Consider the following 25,724-nt stretch of genomic DNA (forward strand, 5'->3'; position numbering starts at 1 on the left):
TGGCAGAATCGGGCCTCGTGTCTGCACGTGAAAAGCCCTCTTCCGGTCTCGTCGGCGCCGGACTGCTCATCGTCGACAAGGATGCGGGCGTCACCAGCCACGACGTGGTGGCCCGGTGCCGCAAGCTGCTCGGCACTCGGAAGGTCGGGCATGCGGGCACTCTCGACCCGATGGCCACCGGGGTGCTGGTGCTCGGTGTGGAGCGGGCGACGAAGCTGCTGGGGCTCCTCGCGTTGACCACCAAGGCGTACTCGGCCACGATCCGGCTGGGTCAGGCCACCACGACCGACGACGCCGAGGGCGAGGTCGTGGCGTCGGCCGATGCGTCCGGCGTGACGGACGAGGAGATCGCCGCGCAGGTGCACACCCTCACCGGAGACATCCAGCAGATCCCGTCGAGCGTCAGCGCCATCAAGGTGGACGGCAGGCGGGCGCATGCACTCATCCGTGCGGGCGAGGAGTTCGAACTCGCTCCCCGTTCGGTCACGGTGTCCCGGTTCGAGGTCGTCGCGAGGCGAACCGAGGGCGCGTTCGTCGACCTCGACGTCGAGGTGGAATGTTCCTCCGGCACGTACGTCCGGGCGCTCGCGCGTGATCTGGGGATCGCGCTGATCGGCGTCGGCGGGCATCTCACCTCGCTGCGACGGACCCGGGTGGGACCGTTCACGCTCGAGCACGCGCGCACGCTGGAACAGCTCGCCGAGGAGCCGGGGGTCAGCCTCGACATCGACGCCGCCGCGCAGACCGCGTTCCCGCACCGGCAGATCGACGCGGACGAGGCCGAATCGATCAGTCAGGGCCGGTGGCTCGAGCCGATCGGAATCAAGGGCGTCTACGCCGCCATCGATCCGAGCGGGCACACGATCGCGCTGCTCCAGGAACGTGGACGGCGGGCCAGCTCGGTGATGGTGGTCCGCCCCGCGACCCTGAGGTAGCGGTTCACACCAGCCAGATGGCCTGGGCTGCGGGATTTCCGAGCTCGACGGAGTCGTCGTGCGAGCCGAGCCGGATCGAGACGGTTCCGGCGTAGTCGCGTCTCTCCAGCACGGTGATCGTGACGTCCAGCGCAACCCCGACCGAGTCGAAGTACCGCAGCATCGCCGGGTCGGAGTCCGAGATCCGGGCGATGCGACCGCTCTCGCCGTTGACGAAGTCGCTGAGCTGGCGTGCCGGGGGAGTGGGCACCGAGCCGTCGACCGCGGGAATCGGATCGCCGTGCGGATCGCGCTCGGGATGGCCGAGCTTGGCGTCCATCCGGGAGATCATCAGATCCGAGACGGCGTGTTCGAGTACCTCCGCCTCGTCGTGCACCTCGTCCCAGCCGTATCCCAATTCGTGCACCAGGTACGTCTCGATGAGGCGGTGCCTGCGGACCATTCCGACGGCGGCGACGCGCCCCGCCTCGGTGAGGGCGATGGACCCGTACCGGGCGTGATCGACGAGACCCTGGTCCGACAGTTTCCGGATGGCCTCCGACACGGTGGACGCCGACACCCCGATCTTCTCGGAGAGCAATTTCGTGGACACCCGCTCCTGCGACCACTCCTGAACGGTCCAGATGACCTTGAGGTAGTCCTGCGCCACTGCCGAGAGAGCCCCGGTCTCGGAGGTCGAGTCCTCGGTCACGCTCTGGTCATTCTTGTTCACGGCCACGCCATCGAGCTTAGGCAAGTCTTACCGGCGAGACACATCGACACACCTGATCCGTCTCCGGGGGACGGCCCGGGTGACCGCGAACCGCGAGGTCGTGGCGCTTCGCCGACGCGCGGGGCGGCCGGACACCCGGTCCGGAGATGAACATCGGCGCGCGGCACCGTAGGCTGCCACTCGTGCTGAGATGGCGTGGTCTCGACGAGGTTCCTGCCGACTGGGGTCGTTGTGTTCTCACGATCGGCGTATTCGATGGCGTGCACCGAGGTCACGCCCAACTGATCAGTCGAGCGGTGGCGGCTGCCCGCACGCGTGGAATACCCAGCGTGCTCATGACTTTCGATCCTCATCCGATGGAAGTGGTTCGTCCGGGCAGTCATCCCGCCCAGCTCACGACGCTCGCCCGCCGGGCGGAGCTCGCGGAGGAGCTGGGGATCGACGTGTTCTGTGTCATGCCGTTCACCGCCGAATTCATGAAGCTGACGCCGGAGCGATACGCCCATGAGATCCTCGTGGAGCGCCTGCACGTGGCGGATGTCGTCGTCGGTGAGAACTTCACGTTCGGCAAGAAGGCTGCGGGCAACGTCGACCTGCTGCGTCAGATCGGCGACCGGTTCGGGTTCGCGGTCGACGGTGTGACGTTGCTCGCAGAGCACGCGGTCACGTTCTCGTCCACCTACATCCGGTCGTGCGTGGACGCCGGCGACATGGCCGCCGCGACGGAGGCCCTCGGCCGTCCGCACCGCGTCGAGGGTGTCGTCGTTCACGGCGACGGTCGTGGACGGCAGCTCGGCTATCCGACCGCGAACGTCGCGCCGCCCATGTATGCCGCGATTCCCGCGGACGGCGTGTACGCCGCCTGGTTCACTGTGCTCGGACACGGAGTCGATCTCGGCACGGTCACCTCCGGCGAGCGGTACATGGCCGCCGTGTCGGTGGGCACCAATCCCACGTTCTCCGGGCGGACGCGCACGGTGGAGGCCTTCGTCCTCGACCGGGAAGCCGACCTGTACGGCCAGCACGTGGCCGTCGATCTGGTGGAGCGGCTCCGCGGGATGGAGAAATTCGATTCGGTCGACGACCTGATCGTCGCGATGGGCAAGGACGCCGAGCGTGCGCGTGCGATCCTGGCGGCGTCGGAGGACGTGCGGTAAAGCCGGCCCGTTTCAGCTGGTAAAGTAGACGGCTGGCGTGCGCTGCGGTTCGCGGTGGCCGCGCCGAGTTTCGATCCTTGCACGCGAACGTCATCACCAGGAGTGAACCAGTGGCATTGACCACCGAAGAAAAGAAGCAGGTTCTGAGCGAGTACGGCCTGCACGAGACCGACACCGGTTCGCCGGAGGCGCAGGTGGCCATGCTCACCAAGCGCATCGTCGATCTCACCGAACACCTCAAGATGCACAAGCACGACCACCACTCCCGCCGCGGCCTCCTGCTGCTGGTCGGACGCCGTCGTCGTCTGCTCAAGTACGTCCAGAAGGTCGACATCGAGCGTTACCGCTCGCTGATCGAGCGTCTCGGCCTGCGTCGCTGAGTTTCGTACACAGCGGTCATTTCGATCGCAAATCACTCCGGTAGCCGGCGGGGCCTTGCTTAGACTGGGCCTCGCTGGCTATCGGCGTTAGCTGCCGAGGGCAGCACTACCGTATGCACCCGAGAATGTGGTGTCGGTCTTCGGTAGTGGTCTTCCGGACACGGTCCGGGGGACTTCGATCGACGGCCGCCTCCGCACAGCGACATCCCGAGAACTCGAGAGGGGGATGTCCCTCAGGTGCGCAGTTCTCGCCAGGAGGGTGAGAACGCCCCCGCGGGTACGGCGAAGACGAGAGGGAAGTGAAAAGAAGAGATGACAGAGAATTCCGCAGTAGAGGTCGATGAGGGCGTGTTCGAATCCACCGCCGTGATCGACAACGGGTCCTTCGGAACCCGCACCATTCGTTTCGAGACCGGTCGCCTCGCGCAGCAGGCAGCCGGCGCCGTCGTCGCCTACCTGGACGACGAGACGATGCTGCTGTCCGCGACGAGCGCCAGCAAGCACCCCAAGGAGCACTTCGACTTCTTCCCCCTGACGGTGGACGTCGAGGAGCGCATGTACGCGGCGGGCCGTATCCCTGGCTCGTTCTTCCGTCGTGAGGGCCGTCCCTCCACGGACGCGATCCTGACCTGCCGCCTGATCGACCGCCCGCTGCGCCCGTCGTTCGTCGACGGTCTGCGCAACGAGATCCAGGTCGTCGTCACGGTGATGAGCCTGAACCCGCAGGACCTGTACGACGTGGTCGCGATCAACGCCGCGTCCGCTTCCACCCAGATCGCCGGACTGCCGTTCTCCGGACCCGTCGGCGGTGTGCGCGTCGCGCTCATCACCTCGGACGAGAACAAGGCCGGCCAGTGGGTTGCATTCCCCACCGTCGAGCAGCTCGAGAACGCCGTCTTCGACATGGTCGTCGCAGGCCGCATCGTCTCCGGCAGCGGTGACGACGCCGACGTCGCGATCATGATGGTCGAGGCCGAGGCCACCGACAACGTGATCTCCCTGATCGACGGTGGCGCACAGGCTCCCACCGAGGCGATCGTGGCCGAGGGCCTCGAGGCCGCCAAGCCGTTCATCGCCCGCCTTTGCACCGCGCAGCAGCAGCTCGCGGCCAAGGCCTCCAAGCCCACCGGTGACTTCCCCGTCTTCCCGGCGTACCAGGACGACGTGTTCGCAGCCGTCGAGGCCGCCGCAGCGGAGAAGCTCAGCGCGGCACTGACCATCGCGGGCAAGCAGGAGCGCGACGACAAGACCGACGAGGTCAAGGTCGAGGTTCTCGAGCAGGTCGCCCCGAACTTCGAGGGTCGCGAGAAGGAACTCGGCGCGGCATTCCGTTCGCTGACGAAGAAGCTGGTCCGTCAGCGCATCCTGCGCGACCAGTTCCGCATCGACGGCCGTGGCATCACGGACATCCGTTCGCTGTCGGCCGAGGTCGCGATCGTTCCGCGTGCACACGGTTCCGCTCTGTTCGAGCGCGGCGAGACCCAGATCCTGGGTGTCACCACCCTCGACATGGTGAAGATGGCGCAGCAGGTCGATTCCCTCGGACCCGAGACGACCAAGCGGTACATGCACCACTACAACTTCCCGCCGTACTCCACCGGTGAGACGGGACGCGTCGGTTCGCCGAAGCGCCGCGAGATCGGTCACGGCGCGCTGGCGGAGCGGGCTCTCATGCCCGTGCTGCCCAGCGTCGAGGAATTCCCGTACGCCATCCGTCAGGTCTCGGAGGCGCTCAGTTCCAACGGCTCCACCTCGATGGGTTCCGTGTGCGCGTCGACGCTCGCACTGCTCAACGCCGGTGTGCCGCTGAAGGCTCCGGTCGCCGGTATCGCCATGGGCCTCGTCTCCGACCAGGTCGACGGTGAGACCCGCTACGTCGCGCTCACCGACATCCTCGGTGCCGAGGATGCGTTCGGCGACATGGACTTCAAGGTCGCGGGCACGAAGGACTTCGTCACGGCCCTGCAGCTCGACACCAAGCTCGACGGCATCCCGTCCAAGGTCCTCGCCGGCGCGCTGTCGCAGGCCAAGGATGCGCGTGCGACGATCCTCGAGGTCATGGCCGAGGCTATCGACACCCCCGACGAGATGAGCCCGTTCGCCCCGCGCGTCACGGCCATCAAGGTCCCCGTCGACAAGATCGGTGAGGTCATCGGCCCCAAGGGCAAGATGATCAACTCCATCACCGAGCAGACCGGCGCAAACATCTCCATCGAAGATGACGGCACCGTGTTCGTCGGTGCGACGGACGGCCCGTCCGCGCAGGCCGCGATCGACATGATCAACGCCATCGCCAACCCGCAGCTGCCGAAGGTCGGCGAGCGCTTCCTGGGCACGGTCGTCAAGACCACCGCCTTCGGTGCGTTCGTGTCGCTCCTTCCCGGCCGCGACGGATTGGTGCACATCTCGAAGCTGGGCAGCGGCAAGCGCATTGCCAAGGTCGAGGACGTCGTGAGCGTCGGCTCGAAGTTGCGTGTCGAGATCGCCGACATCGACAACCGCGGCAAGATCTCGCTGATCCCCGTCGAAGAAGACGGCGCTGCGGCTCCGGCCGAGCAGAGCGAAGAGGCGGCTGCCGAGAAGTAGCCTTCTCCCGGTCCTCACGCCGGCGGCCCCGCACGAATCTCGTGCGGGGCCGTCGGCGTCTTCGTGTGGGGTGGGTCAGGAGGTCGGTGCCGCGGTGAACCGTCCGACATACCGACGCTGCCACGGTGTCTCGACCGCGTGACGCTGGTAGTGCTGCCGGACGTACGCGACGGCGTCCCGCGCCGCGACCCCGTCGAGCACGGCGATGCAGGCGAGGGCTGTGCCCGTCCGGCCGCGACCGCCCCCGCATGCCACCTCCACCCGTTCCGTCGGGGCGCGGCGCCACACCTCACCCAGCGCATCGAGGGTGTCGTCGCGGTCCCGCGGCAACGCGAAATCGGGCCAGCGGACCCACCGTGAGTCCCACTGCACCGGCGGCGGTGTCCGCCCCAGCAGGTAGACGGCGAAATCGGGGAGGGGACCGTCGGGGAGTGGTCGCCTCAGCCCCCGGCCGCGGACCAGGCGCCCGGACGGCAGGCGGAGGACTCCAGGAGCGTCGGCGTCCCAGGTATCGAACATGGCGCTCACTCTATTGCGCAGCCGCTCGGAAGACGCGATCTTCGAGGACCGGGACGGCGGTGCTCCGGTCCACCTCGGCGGCGATTGCGACGTCCTGCGGGTACCCCGAGGCGCGCAACTCCCGTCCCGACGCACACGCCGCGAGGGACTGCGGGAGGGTGTCCGCGACACCGCGCCAGGCGGTCATGGCCGCTAGCGCTTCCGGCGAAGCGTCTGCGCCCCGACCGATCGCCGTCAGAGCGGACAGCACTGCGCCCGCGCCCCACAGATCCTCGATCGCCGGCCGGAGTTCGCCGGCCGGCCACTTCTCCCCGGCGGCGATCACCGACACCACCGACGTCGAGGTGTGGTGCCGGGCGATCCAGCCGGCGACCGCGGTCGCATTCCGTAGGGACGCTCCGACGCACACGCCGGTTCCGGCGCCGAGTTCGAAGCTGATGGTCGACCCGTTCGGCGAGGGAAGCACCAACCTGCGCGGCGCGTCGGATCGCCGAATCGTATTCGGCGACAAGCTGATCTGCCCGTTCGTGGCCCGGCCGCGTCCGACGGCGAGGACCGCGTCCGAGGCACGGGCGTAGCGTTCGGCGGAATCGTCGTTCCACCGGTAGGGGAGGACGTCGACGCCGGCGTCGAGCGCAACGGTGAGGGTGGTGGTGAACGACAGGACGTCCACCACGACCGCGATGTCGGCGTCTGCGCCGATGGCTTTCGCGCCCGGCAGGCCCCAGTCGAAGCGGAGGCCGTAATCGAGCTGGAGATGTTCGCGGTTCACGTCGTCTCCCTGTGCTCCGTCGACGTGAGCGTCGTGAGGGCAGCGATAACCGTGGTGACCGCGGCGCTCGGGGGACCGGGTAGGCGCGCGGCACCGATGTCGCGGAAGGCTCGGGGATCGTCGAGGCGAATCTGCGCGCACCCGGGTGGGGGAGTGTCCGTGGCCGGCACGATGCCCACACCCAAGCCGGATGCGACCAGGCCGTGCACGGTGCGCACGTCCTCTCCTTCGAACGCGATCGTGGGTAGGGCACCGGCTCGCGCGAACAGGTCGTCGAGCGATCCCCGCAGCCCGTAGCCCGGCTTGAGGGTGACGATCGGCTCGGAGGCGAGGTCCCGGATCGTCATCGAGGTCGAGGTGGCCCGCGGGTGCTCGGAGGGCACCAGGACGACGAGCGGCTGTTCGAACAGCGGCGTGACCGTGAGGCCCGCGGGCGGTGGGGTGAGACGGGAGGCGAGCGCGATGTCGGCCTCACGGTTGAGGAGGGCGTCCAGGCACGTACGGCGCGCGCCCTGACTGAGGACGAACCGGATCGTCGGATCCGTCGCGCGGACGGTGCGAATCAACTCGGGCACGAGGTGCTCGCCGAGCGTCATCTGAAAGGCGACGCGAACGGTGGCCCGCGCCTGTCGGTCTTCGGACTGCACGGCGTCGAGGCCGTCGACCACCGCCGCGAGTGCGCGTTGCGCGTAAGGCACCAGTGTCCGGCCGGCATCGGTCAGGCGCACGCCGCGGCCGTCCGGTTCCAGGAGTGGGATGTCGAGTTGCTTTTCGAGTCGGCGGATTATCCGGCTGACCGTGGGCTGGGGCATCCCGAGCATCGCGGCAGCGACAGTGACGTGTTCGACTTCGCCGAGGGCGACGAGGACGGGGAGGTGCGGCAACAGCGCCTTGACGGTCTCGCTATTCATGACTCAACTGTATGAGTGGATGGATGGTTCTGCATTGGATTCATCAGTTCTTCGGATCTAACGTCGACTTCATGTCCGCCACAGACCTCACGAGGAAGGCCACCCGCGCAGCGGCTGCCGTGCGGAACACGCCGCCGACGGGCAATCCGGACCGCCGACTCTCGGCGGCCCTGTGGTGTGCCGGCGTGGCGACCTTTGCCCTGATGTACGCCCCTCAAGGGCTCCTCACACAGATCGGGCACGACGCGTCCGTGAGCCCGGCGCAGGCTTCCCTCCTGGTGTCGGCGGCCACGCTCGGACTGGCGTTGTCGGTTCTGCCGTGGGCCCGGTTCTCGGATCGGGTGGGGCGCCCCACCGCGATGCGGTACGCGGCGGCAACCGCGGGACTGCTCGCCGTGGCCGTCCCCTGGCTCCCGACGTTCGACGCCCTGGTGGCGGGACGATTCGTCCAAGGGGTGGCGCTCGGGGGACTCCCGGCGCTGGCGATGACACTTCTCCACGAGGTTGCGGCCCGGGCGCGGACCGCAGCATTGGCCGGTTCCTACGTGGCAGCAACATCTTTGGGTGGCTTGAGCGGTCGACTTCTGGTCGTCCCGGTCGCCGATCACCTCGGGTGGCGCCCGGCACTGGCGATCCTCGGGGTAGGTCTCGCGATCCTCATGGCCATCCTGATCGCGCTGCTACCCGCGGGACGGGGGCGGCGAGCGCCCGTCCCGTCCACCGGGATCCTTGTCATCCACCTGCGGGACACCCGCCTGCTGGCATTGTTCGGCATCGGTGCGCTACTCGTCGGCGGCATGGTGGCCGTCTTCAACTACCTTCCCTTCCGGCTCGAGGCCGCTCCGTACCACCTCGCGCCCACGGTGGTGTCGCTGATCTTTCTCGCCTACCTGGCGGGCACGGCCGGCTCTCGCGCCGCCGGCTGGTTGGTGGGCCGGTTCGGTCACCGAACCGTACTCGTGTCGGCCTGCGCCTTCATGGCGGGCGGGGCGATGCTCAGCGTCGCCGGACCGCTGGTCCTGATCCTCCTCGGCGTGGCCGCGATCACCGGCGGACTCTTCGTCGGCCATGCCGTCGCATCCGGGATGGTCGCCCACGCGAAAACGGGTCGCGCACAGGCGACGGCGCTGTACAACGTCTCCTACTACGCCGGCTCCAGCCTGTTCGGCTGGGTCGGAGGAATCGCCTGGGCGAACGGACAATGGCTTTACGTGGCCGTCCTGGTCCTCGTCCTGACGGTGCTGGCCCTCGTCCTCGCGCTCCTCCCGTCGACAACCGCGCGTCGCGTCGTTGCCGTCGAATCCTGCTGAAACGGGAGTTGGGATCCGTCGCAGGCCGGAGCCCGTGTCCGGGTGGGGGCCTGCTGTAATGGGGACAGGACAGAGGGGAGGGTCTGATGAGTGGAATGTTCATGCTCGGTGCGGTGTTGGCCGGCAGCGGAGGTGTTCTGGGGTTGGCAGTCGCACTGTTCGGAGGCGCGGAACCAAGCCGCCTTCGCCTATGTGCGTTGGACGGCCACACCGAAGCCTGTGATTCGCCTCGGGCTTGACCGGAGAGTCGGTCGGGTTGTCGGCCGTCTCTTACGAAAATTAGGTGACCACCGCGGGTGAGGGCGGGCGGGGGTGACCCGCCGATGTCCCGGTGGGCTGGCGTGGTCGGCGTGTGGTTATGCGGTGCCGGCTGCGGGTTCGAGGATGACGCGGTAGCCCAGTGATTCGAGCTGGCCGATGGCCCGGGCCCTGGTCTTCGTGGGGACGCGTCGGGTGTAGTAGTCGGGTCCGGGGTCGCGGTAGAGGTCACCGTTGGTGAGCATGTTCCAGGCGGCGACGAGCATGGCATGCTGCACGGCGACGAGCGCCTTCATCGGACCTTGGCGGGACGCGATCCGCTTGTACTTGGCCGAGAAGAAGGTGCCCTTCGAGCGGGACACGGACAGCGCCGCGGTGCCGAGGGCACCCTCGAGGTGCCGGTTGCCCGGTCTGGTCTTCGTGGACTTGACCCGGCCGGCGGATTCGTGCGATCCGGGTGCGGTGCCGGCCCAGGACGCGAGGTGCCCGGCGGTGGGAAACACCCGCATGTCGCCGCCGGTTTCGGCGAGGACTACCTCAGCGACGGTCGTCGAGAAACCCGGGATGCTCGTCAGCAAGTCCCGGGCCGCCTGAAAAGGTTCCACCGCCTCGGCGATCCTGGTGTCGAGCTCACCGAGAGCCTGCCCGTACTGGTCGATCAGCGTCAGGTGCATGCTGATCAAGAACGCGTGGTGGGGCGTGAATCGTCCGGTCAGTGCCTCGGCCAATACCGGGATCTTCGACCGCATCCGTCCCTTGGCCAGCCCCGCGATGACGGCGGGATCGTCACGGCCGTCGATGAGGGCGTCGAGCATCGCTCGACCGGAGACCCCCATGATGTCGGTGGCGACCGAGGACAGTTTGATCCCGGCGTCCTCGAGGACCTTCTCGATTCGTTGCCCCTGCCGGGCGCGGTCGCGGGTCAGCGCGGTGCGGGCACGGGTGAGGTCACGCAGACGGCGAATCGGTGGCGGCGGCACCAGTGACCCGCGTAACAATCCGTGCGCGCCGAGGTCGGCCAGCCAGGCGGCGTCGGACACATCGCTCTTGCGGCCCGGCATGTTTCGGGCGTCGTGGGCGTTGACGAGCATCACCTCGAGAGTGTCCTCGAGGAGATAGAAATAGGGTTTCCAGTAGTTGCCGGTTGCTTCCATCACCACGCAGGTGACCTTCTGCTGGACCAGGTGCTCGCGCAGGGCAAGGATCTGGTTGGTCATCGCGCCCCACGTCGTCACCGTCGCCGAGGTGCGCCTGCTGCCGCGGCCCTGGATCCGCACGCACACCTTCGCGTCCTTCTTGGAGATGTCGAGTCCCGCGCACCGGGGGTGCACCACTTCCATCGCCGATCACCCTCTCTCCGTCACTGGTGGCACGTATTCGCTCGTTCGGGTGCGCGTTGCGGGGAGGGCGGGATGAAGACAGAACTCTCTTACTCGTGCTCGAAGGCAACATTCCACGGTTCCCGCGGATGAAGATTGGCCATCCGCCACCATGCTGACACGCAGGCTCACCGGCACCACAGACGGATCGGGGTCGACCGCAACGCACACATGAAAATCCTGCGCTCTCACCCGCTCCCGATGCCAGTGCGGTCGACCTACCAGGGCAGGTCATCGATCCACATTTTCCCTATCCACGGAGGGGCCAGCGGAGCGCACCTGAATTGCTGGCACGAAAATGCGTCAAGATCAGCTGCGGCGGCGGGCAATGTGCAGGACTGTACCGAAGTGCCGCCGGATGCGGCGTTCGGGCCGCTCGGCAACTCGACGACGAATCTCGCTGTACAGCTGTTCCCGTTGCCATTTCGCCATGGCGATGTGGCCGGAGAAGGTGTCGAGAAGCTCGAGGTAGCCGTCCACGTCGTAGCTGACTTCCCAGTCGAAGTGACGCACCACGACGCTGTCGAAGAGTCCGTTCTCCTCGATTTCGGCCCGATGATCGGCCAGCTCACCCGGGCGCGCCCACGTCGCGGTATCCGGGAGACCGTCGCCGATCTCCTCGTAGACGGGCTGGATCTCTCGAAAGATCGGGTCCCCACCTTCCGGGAACACGTGTTGTGCACTCCACAACGCCAGATGCCCTCCGGGGCGAATGAGACTGGCCGCCTTGATGTATCGCGTTGCGGGGTCGATCCAGTGCCAGGAGGTTGCCGCGCACACGAGGTCGTAGGTCACGCCTGGCGCCGGCTCCCAGTGCTCGAAATCGGCGCAGACCACCTCGGCGTTGGGGAACGGCGCCACATTCACACGCGCGATCGCTGCCAATTCATGCCCGAGTTCGACCGACGTGATGGTGAAGCCCCGCCGCGCGAGTTCGACGGTGGCCTTGCCCGAGCCTCCTCCGATCTCCAGTAGCGAGTCACCTGGGCGCAGTCCGGCCGTGAGGACGAGTTCGTCATAGAGCGCCGACGGATAGCTGGGCCGAGCGGGGTGGTACTTCTCGGCGGCCAACTCGAATGTGTTCCGAAGCGTACGGCGATCCGATGTCATGGTTCGATCATCTCTGCTCCTCGGCGGATCGATCCAGCACCGGTTTCGCCGGCGTCTCGTGGGCTTGTCTACTCCGCCACCAGCGTTTTGATGCGCTAACCATCAGTGACAGCGACCCCGCGCAGAGGGGAAAATCAAACAGACCGGTCTCCAGTCTTCTGGCCCTACATCGCCCGAGGAGCGTGACGAGGCAGGTCGACTCCGATCCAGCCATCACCAGAAGGATGATCACCATGCCGGTTGTCGAGCAGTCCGTCGTCATCGCCCGTCCTGCGTCGGAAGTGTGGAGTTTTGTCACCGTCGCGGAGAACTGGCCGTCGTGGGAGGCGTCCACCGTTGAATGCGAGCAGCTCACCGACGGGGAACTCGGGGTGGGCACCCGGTGGCGCGGGGTAACCCGCATTCTGGGTAGGCGCCTCGACTGGGTGACCGAATTCGTCGAGTACGAGCCGTTGAAGGTGGCCACGTCCAAGTCGGTGGAGAGCAAGGTCGGCTTCACCGCGACGACGAGGCTCGAGGAAGTCGACGGCGGCACCCTGTTCACCTATCGGACCGACAGCGAAAGTGGCCTCGGAGGAATCTTCGGCAAGCTGGCTGACCCGATAGTCGCGAAGGCGTACTCACGGACGGTGCGGGCGAGCCTGGACAACCTCGCAGACCTGCTCACCATCGACGGCTGACCATGTGGGTCGGCTCTCATTCGGTCGTTCCCCGAGCAGCGATGAGATTCCGTGTCGCGACGAGTCTTACCGTGCATACGATGTGGCCGACCGAAGGAGCGAGCTGTGGAAGATGTCTGGTCGATGGTGCACGCGGAGCGTGTGGCGCTGGTCGACGACCTCGGGAGTCTCGACGCGGCGCGGTGGGACGAGCCGTCGCTCTGCGGCGAGTGGACGGTGCACGACGTGGTCGCCCACCTGGTCGACACGGCTCGGACGACGCGACTCGGTTTCATGGTCGGTCTCGCGCGGGCGCGGTTCGACTTCGACCGCCAGAATGCCCGCGGTGTCGAACGCGAGCGCGGTGCCTCACCGCAGGAGACGTTGGCTCGGCTTCGTCGGGTGGCGTCGCGGACGTCGACGCCTCCGGCCCCCCTCGACAGCCGGCTCGTCGAGGAGATCGTCCACGGTGAGGACATCCGTCGGCCCTTGGAACTCACCCGCTCCTACCCGGCGGAGGCCGTCGACAGATCGCTCCGCCTGCAGACGCGCACCCCGGCGTCCTTCGGCGGTGCCAGAGAACTCGTGGCCCGCGTCCGGCTGACCGCAGCGGACACCGAGGTGTCGATCGGAGAGGGCCCCGAGGTGAGCGGCACCGCCCTGTCGCTTCTCCTGGCCGTCTCCGGTCGGAGGGTGGCGCTGGACGACCTCGACGGACCGGGAGTCGAGGTCCTCGCGGCGGCGATCTGACGAACCGCGGTCCGGGGCCCGGGCGACGGTCGCGAGTCGTCATCTGAAGGACACGTCGGTTCCCCTCATGGTCGGGGCGCCTGCATCTTCGATCCCGCGTAACTTGCGGGCGTGATCTGGGCTCCGTATCCCGGTACCTGATCGGGGACCCCGGTGACGTCGTAGCAAGCCGGTCCGCGATTGTCGAGCAGGCGCGGCTCGTCCTGGTTGGGCAGGTAGCGACCTTTCGGGTTGATGAACTGCACGCCGAGCGTGTTCGCCAGCGTGTCCCGCCGGCCTGGATCGGCGAAGCCGTGTCTCCCTCGGGAACGATCAGCGACACATAGCGTTCGCCGGATAGCGTCTCGGGCAGCAACCGCGCCGTCGTGGTGGACGGAATCAGCTGCCCCTTGTCCGGCTGGATCGCGAGATGGCGTTTTCATGCGGTCGTTGCACCATCGAGTAGTTCGTTTGACACGGGGAGGCGCCGCTAACTGACAGCGTCGACGAGGTAAGTGTTGAGAACTCGTGCAATCTCTGCCAAGGCACGTGGCGTGGTCATACGAATATGCGTGGCATCGATGGGATAGTAGTCGATTGAACCAGTTATGTATGGATTCCAACAACTTTCGGCAACCTCCTGGGTCATCTCGCCAGCTGCGGCGGCGAAGAAAACCATGTCTCCGTCGAACACGACGGGGCGGTAGTCGGCGACCAACCGTGGCGCGTCATTGAAGGATTCGACGATCCGCTTCACGTGTGATGGCTGGAGAAACTCGAATGCTCCGGTTCGCAGATGAATCAGTTCGGTCGCTTGTTCAGCCGACATGGTTTCTCCCGCGGCATCGAAGTCTTCGGCACCGAATCCAAACAGATCGGCTAGCTCGACCAGGATGTCTTCAACAGTGAATTCCTGGTTTGCAGTCGATTCCGCTTCGCGGAACCGGCTGTCCAACATCGCCAGCATCGAGACCTGCTTCCCGAGAAGGCGGAGTCGTGTGGCTACGGCGTGGGCAATAACTCCGCCCAAGGACCAGCCGAGCAGGCGATACGGCCCATCTGATTGCACGGCCTGGATCTCCCTGACGTATTGCTCCGCCAACTGCTCGATCGAACGGGGATGCGGGTCGTCTTCGACGAGTTCGGGGGATTGCAGCCCGTAGATTCGCCGTCCCGGTTCGATGTGTGGAGCCAAACCTGCGTAACACCAGGCTAATCCGCTGGCTGGGTGTATGCAGAAGATGGGGTCGGAATCCCCGGCTGATCTGATCGGCAACAGGACGTCGAACGCCGAAGGTCCGGTCGGCGCGATACGTGTCGACCCGTCGGAGGCCGCCTCGACTCTACTGGCGATCGCTTCGACCGTGGAGTCGGTGAAGAGCCACATTACTTGGATCTCGACGCCGAGCGCCTCTCGCAGCCGCGACACCGCTTGTGTGGCGAGCAGCGAGTTGCCTCCCAGGGTGAAGAAGTCGTCGTCGAGTCCGATTCGGTCGCGGCCGAGGACGTCGGCGAACACCCAGGCAACGACCCCCTCCACCGCCGTGACCGGCGCCCGGTACTGCGGTGTCGGGAGCACCGGGGTGGGTAGTGCTTGCCGGTCGATCTTGCCGTTGGTGGTCAGGGGTAGTGCGTCGAGGATGGTGATGGGGTCGGGCAGCATGTAGTCGGGGAGGCGGTCGGCGGCGAAGGTGTGGATCGTGGTGGGGTCGAGGGGGGCGCCGTTGCGGGGGGCGACGTAGCCGACCAACCGGTCGCCGGTGTGGTGGTCGTGGTGGACTGTCACTGCGGCGTGGGTGATGTCGGGGTGGGTGGTGAGGGTTGCTTCGATTTCGCCGAGTTCGATGCGGTGGCCGCGGAGTTTGACTTGGAGGTCGCGGCGGCCGAGGTATTCGAGGGTGCCGTCGGGGTGCCAGCGCACGAGGTCGCCGGTGCGGTACATGCGTTCGCCGGGTGAGCCGTAGGGGTTGGCGACGAACCGTTCGGCGGTCAGTGCGGGCCGGTTGTGGTATCCGCGTGCCAGCTGGACCCCGGCCACATACAACTCGCCCACCACCGCCACCGGTACCGGATGCAAGCGGTGGTCCAGCACGTAGGCGTGGCAGTTGGTCTGCGGTGTGCCGATGGGTACCACCGACTCTTCGTGTTGGGTGCAGCGGTGGCAGATGACGCTGACGGTGGTTTCGGTGGGCCCGTACTGGTTCCACACCGTTGCCGGACTGAACTCCGCCAACCGCGCGACCGTGTTCCCGGACAGTGATTCACCGCCGAGGTAGACCACCTTCAACCCATCGAGAGCGTCCGACGACCGGCTCGCCATGAGACTGGTTAGCACCGTCGGCACCGACGCCACGTGAGTGACCTTCTGCGCCCGGATGAGTTCGGCGAGGTAGTCGGGGTCGCGTTGGCCGTCGGGCCCTGCCAACACCACGCATCCGCCGACCTGCAGCGGTGCGAAGAGATCGGGGGTCGATGCGTCGAAGGTCACCGCGTTGCTCTGCAGAAGACGGTCACCGGCACGGTGATCGAACGCCTCGACCACCCACTGAGCCTCGTTGACGATCGCGCTGTGCGCCACGGTCACCCCCTTCGGCCGGCCGGTCGATCCCGAGGTGAACATCACGTAGGCCGTGTTCTGCGGGCGTAGTGGTGCATGCCGGTCCGCGTCGGTGACCGGCGCCGCGGACAGCGGTGACAGATCGATGGTGTCGAGGTGGAGGACCGGTACCGGGTCGGGCAGATCGACTTGCTCGTCGTGGGTGGTGGTCAGAATGCAGGTGGGTTGTGCCACTGCGAGTATGAAGTGTGTGCGCTCGGCCGGGTGGTGGGGGTCGATGGGCAGATAAGCTGCACCGGCGGTGAGGGTCGCGTAGACGCCGACGACGAAGTCGAGGGAGCGGCGCATCCGCAGTGCCACGATGGTTTCCGGGCCCACTCCCTGGGTGATCAGGTGTCGGGCGAGGCGATTGACGCGTGCATCGAACTCGGCGTAGGACAGTGTTCGGTTTCCGTCCACCACCGCGGGCGCGTCGGGTGTGCGCGCGACCTGCGCACCGAAGATCGACACCAGTGTGTCGGTGGTTGTCGCATGATCGGTGTGGTTCCAGTCCTCGAGGATCAGCTGTTTTTCGGTGGGGTCGAGGATGTCGATGTCGCCGACCGGGCTGTTGGGATCGGCCACCACTGCCTCGAGGAGCCGGGTGAATCTGTCGGCGAAGCCGCGGACGGTGTCCTCGTCGAACAGGTCCTGCGCGTATGTCAGCGCGGCGGTCAGACCGCGAGCGGCACCATCGCGATCGACGCGTTCGCTCACCATCAGCGTGAGGTCGAACTGGGTGGCGGCGTGGTCGATGTCCTCGACACGGGCGGTCAGCCCCTCCAGTTCGAGCTTCGGGTGCTCCTGGTTCTGGAAGACGAGCATCACCTGGAACAGGGGGTGTCGGGCGGTCGACCGTGCCGGGTTGAGGGCCTGGACCACCCGTTCGAACGGCACGTCGGCGTGCTCGAATGCGGCCAGGTCGGTTTCTCGCACCGTCGTGAGCAGTTGGGTGAAGCTGCTGGCACCGTCGACCGGGGTTCGCAGTACCAGGGTGTTGACGAACATGCCGACCAGGTCGTCGAGGGCCGGGTCGCCGCGGCCGGCGACGGGGGTGCCGATCGCGATATCCCCGGTTCCCGATGTCCGGGCCAGGAACACCGCGAATGCGGTGTGCAGCACCATGAATACCGTCGCGGTGTGTTGTCGTGCGAGTTCGGCTGCCGCGCGGTGGGTGGGCGCGTCGAGGGTGAACGTGTGGGTTCGTCCACGGTGGGTGACGGCGGGCGGCGTTCGGTTCCCGGGCAGTTCGAGCTGTTCCGGTTGCCCGTCGAGTGTGGAACGCCAGTAGGTCAGCTGCCGGGCGAGCAACGAGTTCGGGTCGTCGTCGGAGCCGAGTAGTTCGCGTTGCCACAGGGTGTAGTCGGCGTACTGCGCCGCCAGTGGTGGCCACGATGGCGTGTGTCCGCCGGTTCGGGCCGTATAGGCGGCCATGAGATCCCGGGCCAGCGGGGCGATCGAGGAGCCGTCGGCGCAGATGTGGTGCAGCACCACGGCGAGCACGTGCTCGTTTTCGGCCGTCTCGAACAAGGCGGCCCGCACCGGCACCGAGGTGGTGACGTCGAATTCGGACGAGGCCATCGACAGCAGTCGCGTGGCGAGCTCGTTCTCGGTCACCGCGGCGGTAGCGAATCCGCCGCTGACCTCGGCCGCCGGGACAACCACTTGGTGCGGGCCGGCCTCGGATTCGGGGTAGATCGTCCGGAGGGTCTCGTGCCGGTCCACGACGTCTGCGATCGCTGCCAGCAGTGCGGCCGTGTCCAATGGTCCCGACAGGCGCACGGCGAATGGAATGTTGTAGACCGGTGAGTGTGGGTCGAACCGGTTGAGGAACCAGATGCGTTGCTGCGCATACGATAGCGGGATGTGTTCGGGTCGGGTCCGCGGAACCAGGGGGGTGTGTGCACCCGCAGCGGCCCGGGACTCGAGCCACGTCGACAGTGCCTGCACCGACGACGCCTCGAACAGCACCCGCATCGGTACCCGCGCATCCATTGCTGCACCGAGCCGGGACACCACCTGCGTGGCGAGCAGCGAGTTGCCGCCCAGGATGAAGAAGTCGTCGTCGAGCCCGACGCGGTCGCGATCGAGGACGTCGGCGAACACGCCGGCAACGACCCCCTCCGCCACCGTCACCGGCGCCCGGTACTGCGGCACCGGAAACACCGGTGCCGGCAACGCCCGCCGATCCACCTTCCCACTGGCCGTCAACGGCAAACGATCCAACACCGTAATCGGTGAGGGCACCATGTAGTCGGGGAGGCGGTCGGCGGCGAAGGTGTGGATCGTGGTGGGGTCGAGGGGGGCGCCGTTGCGGGGGGCGACGTAGCCGACCAACCGGTCGCCGGTGTGGTGGTCGTGGTGGACTGTCACTGCGGCGTGGGTGATGTCGGGGTGGGTGGTGAGGGTTGCTTCGATTTCGCCGAGTTCGATGCGGTGGCCGCGGAGTTTGATTTGGAGGTCGCGGCGGCCGAGGAATTCGAGGGTGCCGTCGGGGTGCCAGCGGACGAGGTCGCCGGTGCGGTACATGCGTTGGCCGGGTGGGCCGTAGGGGTTGGCGACGAACCGTTCGGCGGTCAGTGCGGGCCGGTTGTGGTATCCGCGTGCCAGCTGGACCCCGGCCACATACAACTCGCCCACCACCGCCACCGGTACCGGATGCAAGCGGTGGTCCAGCACGTAGGCGTGGCAGTTGGTCTGCGGTGTGCCGATGGGTACCACCGACTCTTCGTGTTGGGTGCAGCGGTGGCAGATGACGCTGACGGTGGTTTCGGTGGGCCCGTACTGGTTCCACACCGTTGCCGGACCGAACTCCGCCAACCGCGCGACCGTGTTCCCGGACAGCGTTTCACCGCCGAGGTAGACCACCTTCAACCCATCGAGAGCGTCCGACGACCGGCTCGCCATGAGACTGGTTAGCACCGTCGGCACCGACGACATGTGGGTAATCGCTTGGGTGCGGATGAGTTCGGCGAGGTAGTCGGGGTCGCGTTGGCCGTCGGGCCCTGCCAACACCACGCATCCGCCGACCTGCAGCGGTGCGAAGAGATCGGGGGTCGATGCGTCGAAGGTCACCGCGTTGCTCTGCAGAAGACGGTCACCCAAGCCGTAGTCGAACGCAACCCACTGCACCTCGTTGACGATCGCGCTGTGCGCCACGGTCACCCCCTTCGGCCGGCCGGTCGATCCCGAGGTGAACATCACGTAGGCCGTGTTCTGCGGGCGTAGTGGTGCATGCCGGTCCGCGTCGGTGACCGGCGCCGCGGACAGCGGTGACAGATCGATGGTGTCGAGGTGGAGGACCGGTACCGGGTCGGGCAGATCGACTTGCTCGTCGTGGGTGGTGGTCAGAATGCAGGTGGGTTGTGCCACTGCGAGTATGAAGTGTGTGCGCTCGGCCGGGTGGTGGGGGTCGATGGGCAGATAAGCTGCACCGGCGGTGAGGGTCGCGTAGACGCCGACGACGAAGTCGAGGGAGCGGCGCATCCGCAGTGCCACGATGGTTTCCGGGCCCACTCCCTGGGTGATCAGGTGTCGGGCGAGGCGATTGACGCGTGCATCGAACTCGGCGTAGGACAGTGTTCGGTTTCCGTCCACCACCGCGGGCGCGTCGGGTGTGCGCGCGACCTGCGCACCGAAGATCGACACCAGTGTGTCGGTGGTTGTCGCATGATCGGTGTGGTTCCAGTCCTCGAGGATCAGCTGTTTTTCGGTGGCGTCGAGGATGTCGATGTCGCCGACCGGGCTGCCCGCATCGGCAATGATGGCTCCGAGAACGCGCAGGTATCGGTGCAGCAGGGCCTGGACGTATGGTTCGTCGAACAGATCGTGGAGGTATGTCAGGCTTAGTCGGATTTGGGTGTCGACGGTGATTTTCAGGGCGAGGGGGTAGTGGGTGTTGTCGTTGGCGCTGACACCGGCGAGGGTGATGCCGTCGAGTGCGTCGGCCTGTTCGGTCAGTGTGGCCTGCTCGACGGGATACGACTCGAACACCGTCAGCGTGTCGAAGAGGGTGTCGGTTGTTCCGGCGGATTGCTGAATCTCGGTGAGCCCGAGGTAGAGGTGGTCGAGCAGGTCGGCCTGTTCACGGTGCATCCGCGTCAGCAGTTGGGTGATCGTCTCGTCCGGATCCGCCCGCACCCGGACCGGCACCGTGTTGATGAACAGCCCGATCATCGATTCCACGCCTGTGAGCTGGGGTGGCCGTCCCGACACGGTGCTGCCGAAGACCGTGTCGTCGCGGCCGGTCATCCGCATCATCAGAATTCCCCAGGCCGCCTGCATCACCGTGTTGACGGTGACATCGAGCCGGGCGGCCAACTCGGACAGGGCACGTGTCCTTTGCTCGCCGAGATCGGCGGCTACTTCACCCGCCCGCGAGGAGATCTCTCGGCCCGGGTCGGCCGGGGCGAGCAGAGTCGGGCCGTCGACACCCTCGAGCGCCGCCGCCCACGCCCGCCGCGACGCCGCCTCGTCCTGTTCGGCGCGCCACTCCAGATAACTGCGATACGGACGGGCGGGAGGCAACGCCGACGCCTCGTCGCCGGCGGCATAGAGCGCGAGCAAGTCCGTCATCAGCAGTGGCATCGACCATCCGTCGAGCAGGATGTGGTGGTTGGCGACGACCAGTTCGTACCGGTCCTCGGCTGCCGTGACCAGTGTGAACCGGATCAACGGCGGTGCGGTCATGTCGAAATGCCTGGCCTGGTCCGCGGCCAGCAGTCGCGTCAACGCGTCCGGGCGAGCGGCGTCGTCGACGTCGCGTAGATCGACCTCGCGCCACGGCACCGGCAACTTGTCGAGCACCAGTTGCACGGGTATGCCGTCGGCTCCCCCGACGAACGCCACCCGCAGATTCGGGTGCCGATCCAGTACCGCCTGCGCCGCCGCATGCAACCGTGTGGCGTCCACCCGGCCCGTCAGGGTGAACACGACCTGCATCGAGTACACGTCGACCGACGACGCGGCCAACAGCGCATGGAACAGCAGACCCGACTGCAGCGGCGTCAGGGGCCACACGTCCGTCACCGCCGGATACGCCGCTTCCCAGCGGTCGATGTCCGATTGACGTGTGGTGACCAACGGTAGATCCGACGGTGTCAGCCCGCCGGCGTCGGGGGTCTGCGCATGGGTGGCGAGCGCGGCGAGCGCAGCGCACCATTCTCCCGCCAAGTCCTGCACCTCGGTCCGCCCGATTGCACCCGTCGGGAACGTGAACGTGGCGCCCAGCACCGGACCCTCGCTGCCGTCGGTGACGATCGCATTGATGTCGACGACGCCGTTCGCCGGCATGTCGGCATCTCCCGGAGCGGCGATGTCGCCGAGATGGCCGCACGGTGCCCACTCGGCCCCCGGCACCTCGTTCGGTGAACCACCGCCAGACACCCGGCCCAGGTAGTTGAAGCTGATCTGGCCGACCGGCAGCGACCGCAACTGCTCGGCTGTCTCGTGATTGAGGTAGCGCAGGAGCCCGTAGCCGATTCCCCTGTCCGGTATGGACCTCAGCTGCTCCTTGATCGACTTGACCACCACACCGGCCGCGGCGCCACCGGCGAAGGCCTCGTCGAGGTCGGCGGCCCCGATATCCAGACGCACCGGAAACACTGTGGTGAACCATCCCACCGTCCGAGACAGATCCGCTCCCGCGGCAATCTGCTCCTGACGGCCGTGTCCCTCGAGTTGGATCAGCGTCGAGGATTCGGAGACCTGTCGCGCGCGCCGCCACCGGCAGACGGCCAATGCCAATGCCGCCAGCAGTCCATCCTCGACGCCGCCGTGGAACAGTGTCGGCAAGGTCGTCAGGAGTGATGCCACCGCCGGCGCCGGTACGCTCACCTCGACCCGGTCGAGGGTGGATCCCACATCGATAGCCGCGTTGAACGGGCGGAGGCCCAATACCGGGTCGGGCGCCTGCAGCAGCGCCTGCCACATCGGCAACTCCGCCAGCCGCGCCGGGGCCGACGACTCCTCGACCAACGCGTGCGCCCACCGACGCATCGACGTTCCGGCGGGATCCAACACCGGAGTGTGCCCAGCGGACACCTGCGCCCACGCGGAGGCCAAGTCCGGCAGGATTATCCGCCACGACACCCCGTCGATCACCAGGTGGTGCGCGACGATCAGCAGCCGGCCCGGCCGCTGCGCGGTGCTGCATTCCGACCGGAAATCGAGCCACACGAACTGCACCATCACGCCCGTCGTCGGCGCCAACCGCCCCAACGCCGCATCCAATTGCGCCGCCGCCAACGCCGCCGCGGCTTCCTCGTCGAGATCGGCGGCGACCTCCACCCGACGAACAAGGCCGTCCACATCGATGGCATCCGACCCACCGACTTCGAGACCCCACCCGCGCTCGTCGCCGACGAGTCGTGAGCGGAAAATGTCGTGGTGATCGAGGACGGCCTCGATCGTCGCCACCAACCCACCGCGCTCAATTCCGGGCGGCAACTCCACCAACATGTGTTGCGAGAATCGACCGAAGCCACCGCCCCGCTCGATCAGCGCCCGCGCGACCGGGGTCAGCGGCATCCACCCGATACCGCCGCCCGGCAACTCCTCGAGGGCCACCGGTAGTCCGGAGTCCTCGGGACGCTGCGCGACTTCAGCCAAGCCGCTAACAGTCCTGCGCTCGAAAACATCGCGTGAGGAGAACACCACGCCCCGGGCTTTCGCGCGCGACACCAACTGAATCGCGACGATGCTGTCGCCACCTAGAGCGAAGAACGACTCGTCAACCCCGACGCGGTCGAGCTCGAGGACGTCGGTGAAGACGTCGGCGATGGTCTGTTCGGTGGGGGTGACCGGTGGTCGGAACTGTCGGTTCAACGGTGCTGGTGCGGGGAGTGCTCGCCGGTCGATCTTGCCGTTGGGGGTCAGCGGTAGTCGGTCGAGGACGGTGATGGGGTCGGGCAGCATGTAGTCGGGGAGGCGGTCGGCGGCGAAGGCGCGGACCCGGGCGGGGTCGATTTGGGCGCCCGGGGTCGGCACCACGTAGGCCACCAGTTGTTCGGTGACTGGGCCCTGGTGGACTGTCACTGCGGCGTGGGTGATGTCGGGGTGGGTGGTGAGGGTTGCTTCGATTTCGGCGAGTTCGATGCGGTGGCCGCGGAGTTTGATTTGGAGGTCGCGGCGGCCGAGGAATTCGAGGGTGCCGTCGGGGTGCCAGCGCACGAGGTCGCCGGTGCGGTACATGCGTTGGCCGGGTGGGCCGTAGGGGTTGGCGACGAACCGTTCGGCGGTCAGTGCGGGTCGGTTGTGGTATCCGCGGGCGAGTTGGATCCCGGCGAGGTGTAGTTCTGCGGTCACGCCGGTGGGGACGGGGCGGAGTCGGTCGTCGAGGACGTAGGCGTGGGTGCCGCGGATCGGGCCGCCGATGGTGATGGGGCCGCTGGGGGGCAGTGGTCCGCTGCAGTTGCTCATCACGGTGGTTTCGGTGGGGCCGTAGCCGTTGAAGAAGCGGCGGGGGGTGTGGGTGGGGGAGGTGTCGGTGTGTGTGGTCCAGCGGGTGAGCAGGTCGGGGGTGCAGGCTTCGCCGGCCGAGAGGACGGTGTGCAGGGTGTGGAGGTGGGTGGGGTCGATGGTGGCCAGTGCGGCGGGTGTGATCACGGCGTGGGTGATGTGGTTGGTGTGGAGGAGGTGGGTGAGTTCGTCGCCGCCGAAGACGGTGGGTGGGGCGATGACCATGGTGGCGCCGGTTCCGGCGGCGAGGAGCAGTTCGAAGACCGAGGCGTCGAAGCTCGGTGATGCCACGGCCAGGGTGCGGGAGTGGGGGGTGGTGGTGAATCGTTCGTGTTGTTCGGCGGCGAGGTTGGCCAGCCCCTGGTGGGTGACGACGACGCCTTTGGGGGTGCCGGTGGAGCCGGAGGTGTAGAGCAGGTAGGCGGTGTTGGTGGTGTGCAGGGGTCGGAGTCGGTCGGTGTCGGTGATGGGTCCTGGATCGATGGTGTTGCAGCGGGTTTGGATGTCGGGGGTGTCGATGACGAGCCACGGCAGTGGTCCGGGCAGGGTGGTGGCGTGCTCGGTGGTGGTCAGCCCGAGTGCGGCTCGGGAGTCCGAGAGCATGTGGGTGATGCGGTCTTTCGGGTAGTTCGGGTCGATGGGGAGGAATGCGGCGCCGGTTTTGGTGGTCGCCCAGACTGCGAGGATCGCGTCGGGGGAGCGGGGGAGTGCGATGGCGACGGTGTTTTCGGTGCCGATGCCTTCGGCGATCAGGATCCGTGCGAGTTGGGAGGATGCGGTGTCGAGTTGTTCGTAGGACAGGTGGTGGTCTCGGTATATCACCGCCGGTGCGGTGCGGTCGTGTGCTGCGGCGGTGGTGAGCAGTTGTGGCAGTGTCGTTGCGGGGTGTTCGGGGCCGCCGGTGCGGTCGAGCAGGTTCCGTCGTTCGTCGGGGTCGAGGATGTCGATGTCACCGACCCGACTCCCCGCATCGGCAGAAAGGAAGCGGTCGAGAAATAGGAACAAGCGGTGGTGATGACGATCGAGAACGTCGTCGTCGTACAGGCTCGGGTTGGCCTGGAAGTCGATGTGTGTGGTGGTGCCCCCCACGCTCGGGTAGATGTTGACGAAAAGATCGTCGACGAGCCCGGAGGTCAACACGTGCAGTCGGCCGAGGTGCGGGCCCAGCCGGATCTCTCGGTCGGCCGGCATGATGTTGAGAGTCGGGCCAAACGAGCGATTGCGGCTGATGTCCCTGCCGAGATCACGGCAGATGTCCTCACGGCGGTACCGCTGCCTCCGCAGCGCCCCAGTCAACTCGAGCTGTGCGGACTTGATCAGGGCTCCGATCGTCACGTCCGCGCCCACCTCGAGTTGCAACGGCACGACATTGGCCACCATGCCGCCTGACCGCCGCAGCGGTGCGGTCGTTCGGGCCGACACCGGCAGACTGAGTACGATGTCCGATCTGCCTGTCATCCGGCACAGGAAGCCGGCAAGCGCAGCGACCAGGACCGGTGCCGCACTCGAGTTGTGCTTCGAGACGACCGAATCGAGCATTGAGGCTACGTCGGGTGACAAGGCCGCGCTGGCCACTCGCGGATGCGCCTCGACGGGTGCCGACCGCCCGGCCAGGCTCGCAGGCTCCGGCAGTCCCGAGGTCCGTTCCGCCCAATACCGCCGATCCGCTTCGAAGCGATCCGAGTTCCGGTAGGCAGCATCGATTTCAACGATCTGCGCGAGGTCCAGCACGTGGAGCGGCGGGGCCTCGACACCGGCACCTGCGGCCGTATACAACTCGGCAATACGCTGCATCAGCGTCATGGCGCCGTAGCCGTCGAGGGCGATGTGGTGAATGCGTGAGTACCAGTAGTAGTGCCGGTCACCGACCCGGAGTATCGCCGAGACGGCGAGCGCATCGTGGAGGAGGTCTATCGGGGTGCTGAACTCGCGGCGCATCCACTGCTGCGCGGCGACGCTCGGGTCGTCCTCCGCGCGAAAGTCGATTCGCCGGATCCCGCTGTCGGAAGAATCGTCGACCAGTTGATACAGCTCACCGTCGTGATCGACCAGGCGTAAGAACCCGGAACCGAACTCCCTCGCCGCCACTCGGCTGGTCGCCTCGAGCAAATCGATATCCAACTCGCCGAAGACCTCGACGTACTGCGCGATCGTGATCGGGAGCTCGCCGGCCAGTTGCTGGGCGAACCAGATTCCCTTTTGCGCGGCAGATAAACGGCACGCCCCCGACGGAAGGCAGGTCCCCGAGCGCAT

15 protein-coding genes are annotated in these 25,724 nt (G+C 67.0%); 7 read left to right on the forward strand and 8 right to left on the reverse strand.

Translation table 11 applies throughout. The features are described from left to right. Nucleotides 1-17: 17 nt before the first annotated feature. On the forward strand, nucleotides 18-935 hold the full coding sequence (gene truB / locus PSR88_RS33790; protein ID WP_016883083.1) for a tRNA pseudouridine(55) synthase TruB: 918 nt from the start codon (nucleotides 18-20) through the stop codon (nucleotides 933-935). A gap of 4 nt (nucleotides 936-939) precedes the next feature. Here the strand turns inward: truB and PSR88_RS33795 are convergent, their stop codons facing one another. Further along, nucleotides 940-1,653: a metal-dependent transcriptional regulator gene (locus PSR88_RS33795; RefSeq protein WP_029539443.1), complete on the reverse strand. Its 714-nt coding sequence runs from the start codon at nucleotides 1,651-1,653 to the stop codon at nucleotides 940-942. Between the two features lie 176 nt (nucleotides 1,654-1,829). Between PSR88_RS33795 and PSR88_RS33800 the strand changes: the two genes are divergently transcribed. From PSR88_RS33800 to PSR88_RS33810, 3 genes are all read left to right on the forward strand, one after another. Further along, nucleotides 1,830-2,804, forward strand: coding sequence for a bifunctional riboflavin kinase/FAD synthetase (locus PSR88_RS33800; protein WP_025432373.1), 975 nt, complete (start codon nucleotides 1,830-1,832; stop codon nucleotides 2,802-2,804). A 110-nt stretch (nucleotides 2,805-2,914) separates the two neighbouring features. Beyond that, the gene (gene rpsO, locus PSR88_RS33805) at nucleotides 2,915-3,184 is read left to right on the forward strand and encodes a 30S ribosomal protein S15 (RefSeq protein WP_005240682.1); all 270 of its coding nucleotides are present in this window, start codon (nucleotides 2,915-2,917) and stop codon (nucleotides 3,182-3,184) included. A gap of 312 nt (nucleotides 3,185-3,496) precedes the next feature. Beyond that, entirely contained in the window at nucleotides 3,497-5,770 is a 2,274-nt protein-coding gene (locus PSR88_RS33810) for a polyribonucleotide nucleotidyltransferase (RefSeq protein ID WP_005240683.1), read from the forward strand. 75 nt (nucleotides 5,771-5,845) lie between these two features. Here PSR88_RS33810 and PSR88_RS33815 read toward each other — a convergent pair whose 3' ends face one another. From PSR88_RS33815 to PSR88_RS33825, 3 genes are read right to left on the reverse strand one after another with little or no spacing between them, the layout of a single operon-like run. Next, entirely contained in the window at nucleotides 5,846-6,289 is a 444-nt protein-coding gene (locus PSR88_RS33815; RefSeq protein WP_009479817.1) for a protein-tyrosine phosphatase family protein, read from the reverse strand. 10 nt (nucleotides 6,290-6,299) lie between these two features. Then, nucleotides 6,300-7,061 carry a 2-phosphosulfolactate phosphatase gene (locus tag PSR88_RS33820; protein ID WP_016883082.1) on the reverse strand — a complete coding sequence of 254 codons (762 nt, stop codon included), beginning with the start codon at nucleotides 7,059-7,061 and terminating at the stop codon, nucleotides 6,300-6,302. After that, nucleotides 7,058-7,972 carry a LysR family transcriptional regulator gene (locus PSR88_RS33825; protein ID WP_011598482.1) on the reverse strand — a complete coding sequence of 305 codons (915 nt, stop codon included), beginning with the start codon at nucleotides 7,970-7,972 and terminating at the stop codon, nucleotides 7,058-7,060. The genes PSR88_RS33820 and PSR88_RS33825 overlap by 4 nt, the downstream gene beginning before the upstream one ends. 11 nt (nucleotides 7,973-7,983) lie before the next feature. Between PSR88_RS33825 and PSR88_RS33830 the strand changes: the two genes are divergently transcribed. Continuing rightward, entirely contained in the window at nucleotides 7,984-9,282 is a 1,299-nt protein-coding gene (locus PSR88_RS33830) for an MFS transporter (RefSeq protein ID WP_016883081.1), read from the forward strand. Nucleotides 9,283-9,638: 356 nt separating this feature from the next. Here PSR88_RS33830 and PSR88_RS33835 read toward each other — a convergent pair whose 3' ends face one another. Further along, nucleotides 9,639-10,880: an IS110 family transposase gene (locus PSR88_RS33835; RefSeq protein ID WP_011594428.1), complete on the reverse strand. Its 1,242-nt coding sequence runs from the start codon at nucleotides 10,878-10,880 to the stop codon at nucleotides 9,639-9,641. A 348-nt stretch (nucleotides 10,881-11,228) separates the two neighbouring features. Next, nucleotides 11,229-12,029: a class I SAM-dependent methyltransferase gene (locus tag PSR88_RS33840; protein WP_342338741.1), complete on the reverse strand. Its 801-nt coding sequence runs from the start codon at nucleotides 12,027-12,029 to the stop codon at nucleotides 11,229-11,231. Nucleotides 12,030-12,253: 224 nt separating this feature from the next. On the opposite strand from PSR88_RS33840, the gene PSR88_RS33845 reads away from it, so the two are divergent. Both PSR88_RS33845 and PSR88_RS33850 read left to right on the forward strand, forming a co-directional pair. Next, entirely contained in the window at nucleotides 12,254-12,709 is a 456-nt protein-coding gene (locus tag PSR88_RS33845) for an SRPBCC family protein (RefSeq protein WP_016880105.1), read from the forward strand. A gap of 105 nt (nucleotides 12,710-12,814) precedes the next feature. Beyond that, nucleotides 12,815-13,438: a maleylpyruvate isomerase family mycothiol-dependent enzyme gene (locus PSR88_RS33850; protein WP_342338743.1), complete on the forward strand. Its 624-nt coding sequence runs from the start codon at nucleotides 12,815-12,817 to the stop codon at nucleotides 13,436-13,438. 65 nt (nucleotides 13,439-13,503) lie between these two features. On the opposite strand, the gene PSR88_RS33855 is transcribed toward PSR88_RS33850, so the two are convergent. Together PSR88_RS33855 and PSR88_RS33860 are read right to left on the reverse strand one after the other, a co-directional pair. Beyond that, nucleotides 13,504-13,683, reverse strand: coding sequence for a hypothetical protein (locus PSR88_RS33855; RefSeq protein ID WP_016885013.1), 180 nt, complete (start codon nucleotides 13,681-13,683; stop codon nucleotides 13,504-13,506). 224 nt (nucleotides 13,684-13,907) lie between these two features. Beyond that, entirely contained in the window at nucleotides 13,908-25,724 is an 11,817-nt protein-coding gene (locus PSR88_RS33860) for an amino acid adenylation domain-containing protein (RefSeq protein WP_342338744.1), read from the reverse strand.

Source organism: Rhodococcus sp. DK176, from assembly GCF_038447315.2.
GTDB lineage: Bacteria > Actinomycetota > Actinomycetes > Mycobacteriales > Mycobacteriaceae > Rhodococcus_F > Rhodococcus_F jostii_A.

What these genes read in the sequence shown, in the direction of transcription:
- PSR88_RS33815 (WP_009479817.1), bottom strand. Translation starts at nt 6,289, where the DNA reads ATGTTCGATACCTGGGACGCCGACGCTCCTGGAGTCCTCCGCCTGCCG.
- PSR88_RS33825 (WP_011598482.1), bottom strand. Translation starts at nt 7,972, where the DNA reads ATGAATAGCGAGACCGTCAAGGCGCTGTTGCCGCACCTCCCCGTCCTC.
- PSR88_RS33810 (WP_005240683.1), top strand. Translation starts at nt 3,497, where the DNA reads ATGACAGAGAATTCCGCAGTAGAGGTCGATGAGGGCGTGTTCGAATCC.
- PSR88_RS33830 (WP_016883081.1), top strand. Translation starts at nt 7,984, where the DNA reads ATGAGTGGATGGATGGTTCTGCATTGGATTCATCAGTTCTTCGGATCT.
- PSR88_RS33840 (WP_342338741.1), bottom strand. Translation starts at nt 12,029, where the DNA reads ATGACATCGGATCGCCGTACGCTTCGGAACACATTCGAGTTGGCCGCC.
- PSR88_RS33845 (WP_016880105.1), top strand. Translation starts at nt 12,254, where the DNA reads ATGATCACCATGCCGGTTGTCGAGCAGTCCGTCGTCATCGCCCGTCCT.
- PSR88_RS33835 (WP_011594428.1), bottom strand. Translation starts at nt 10,880, where the DNA reads ATGGAAGTGGTGCACCCCCGGTGCGCGGGACTCGACATCTCCAAGAAG.
- PSR88_RS33860 (WP_342338744.1), bottom strand. Translation starts at nt 25,724, where the DNA reads ATGCGCTCGGGGACCTGCCTTCCGTCGGGGGCGTGCCGTTTATCTGCC.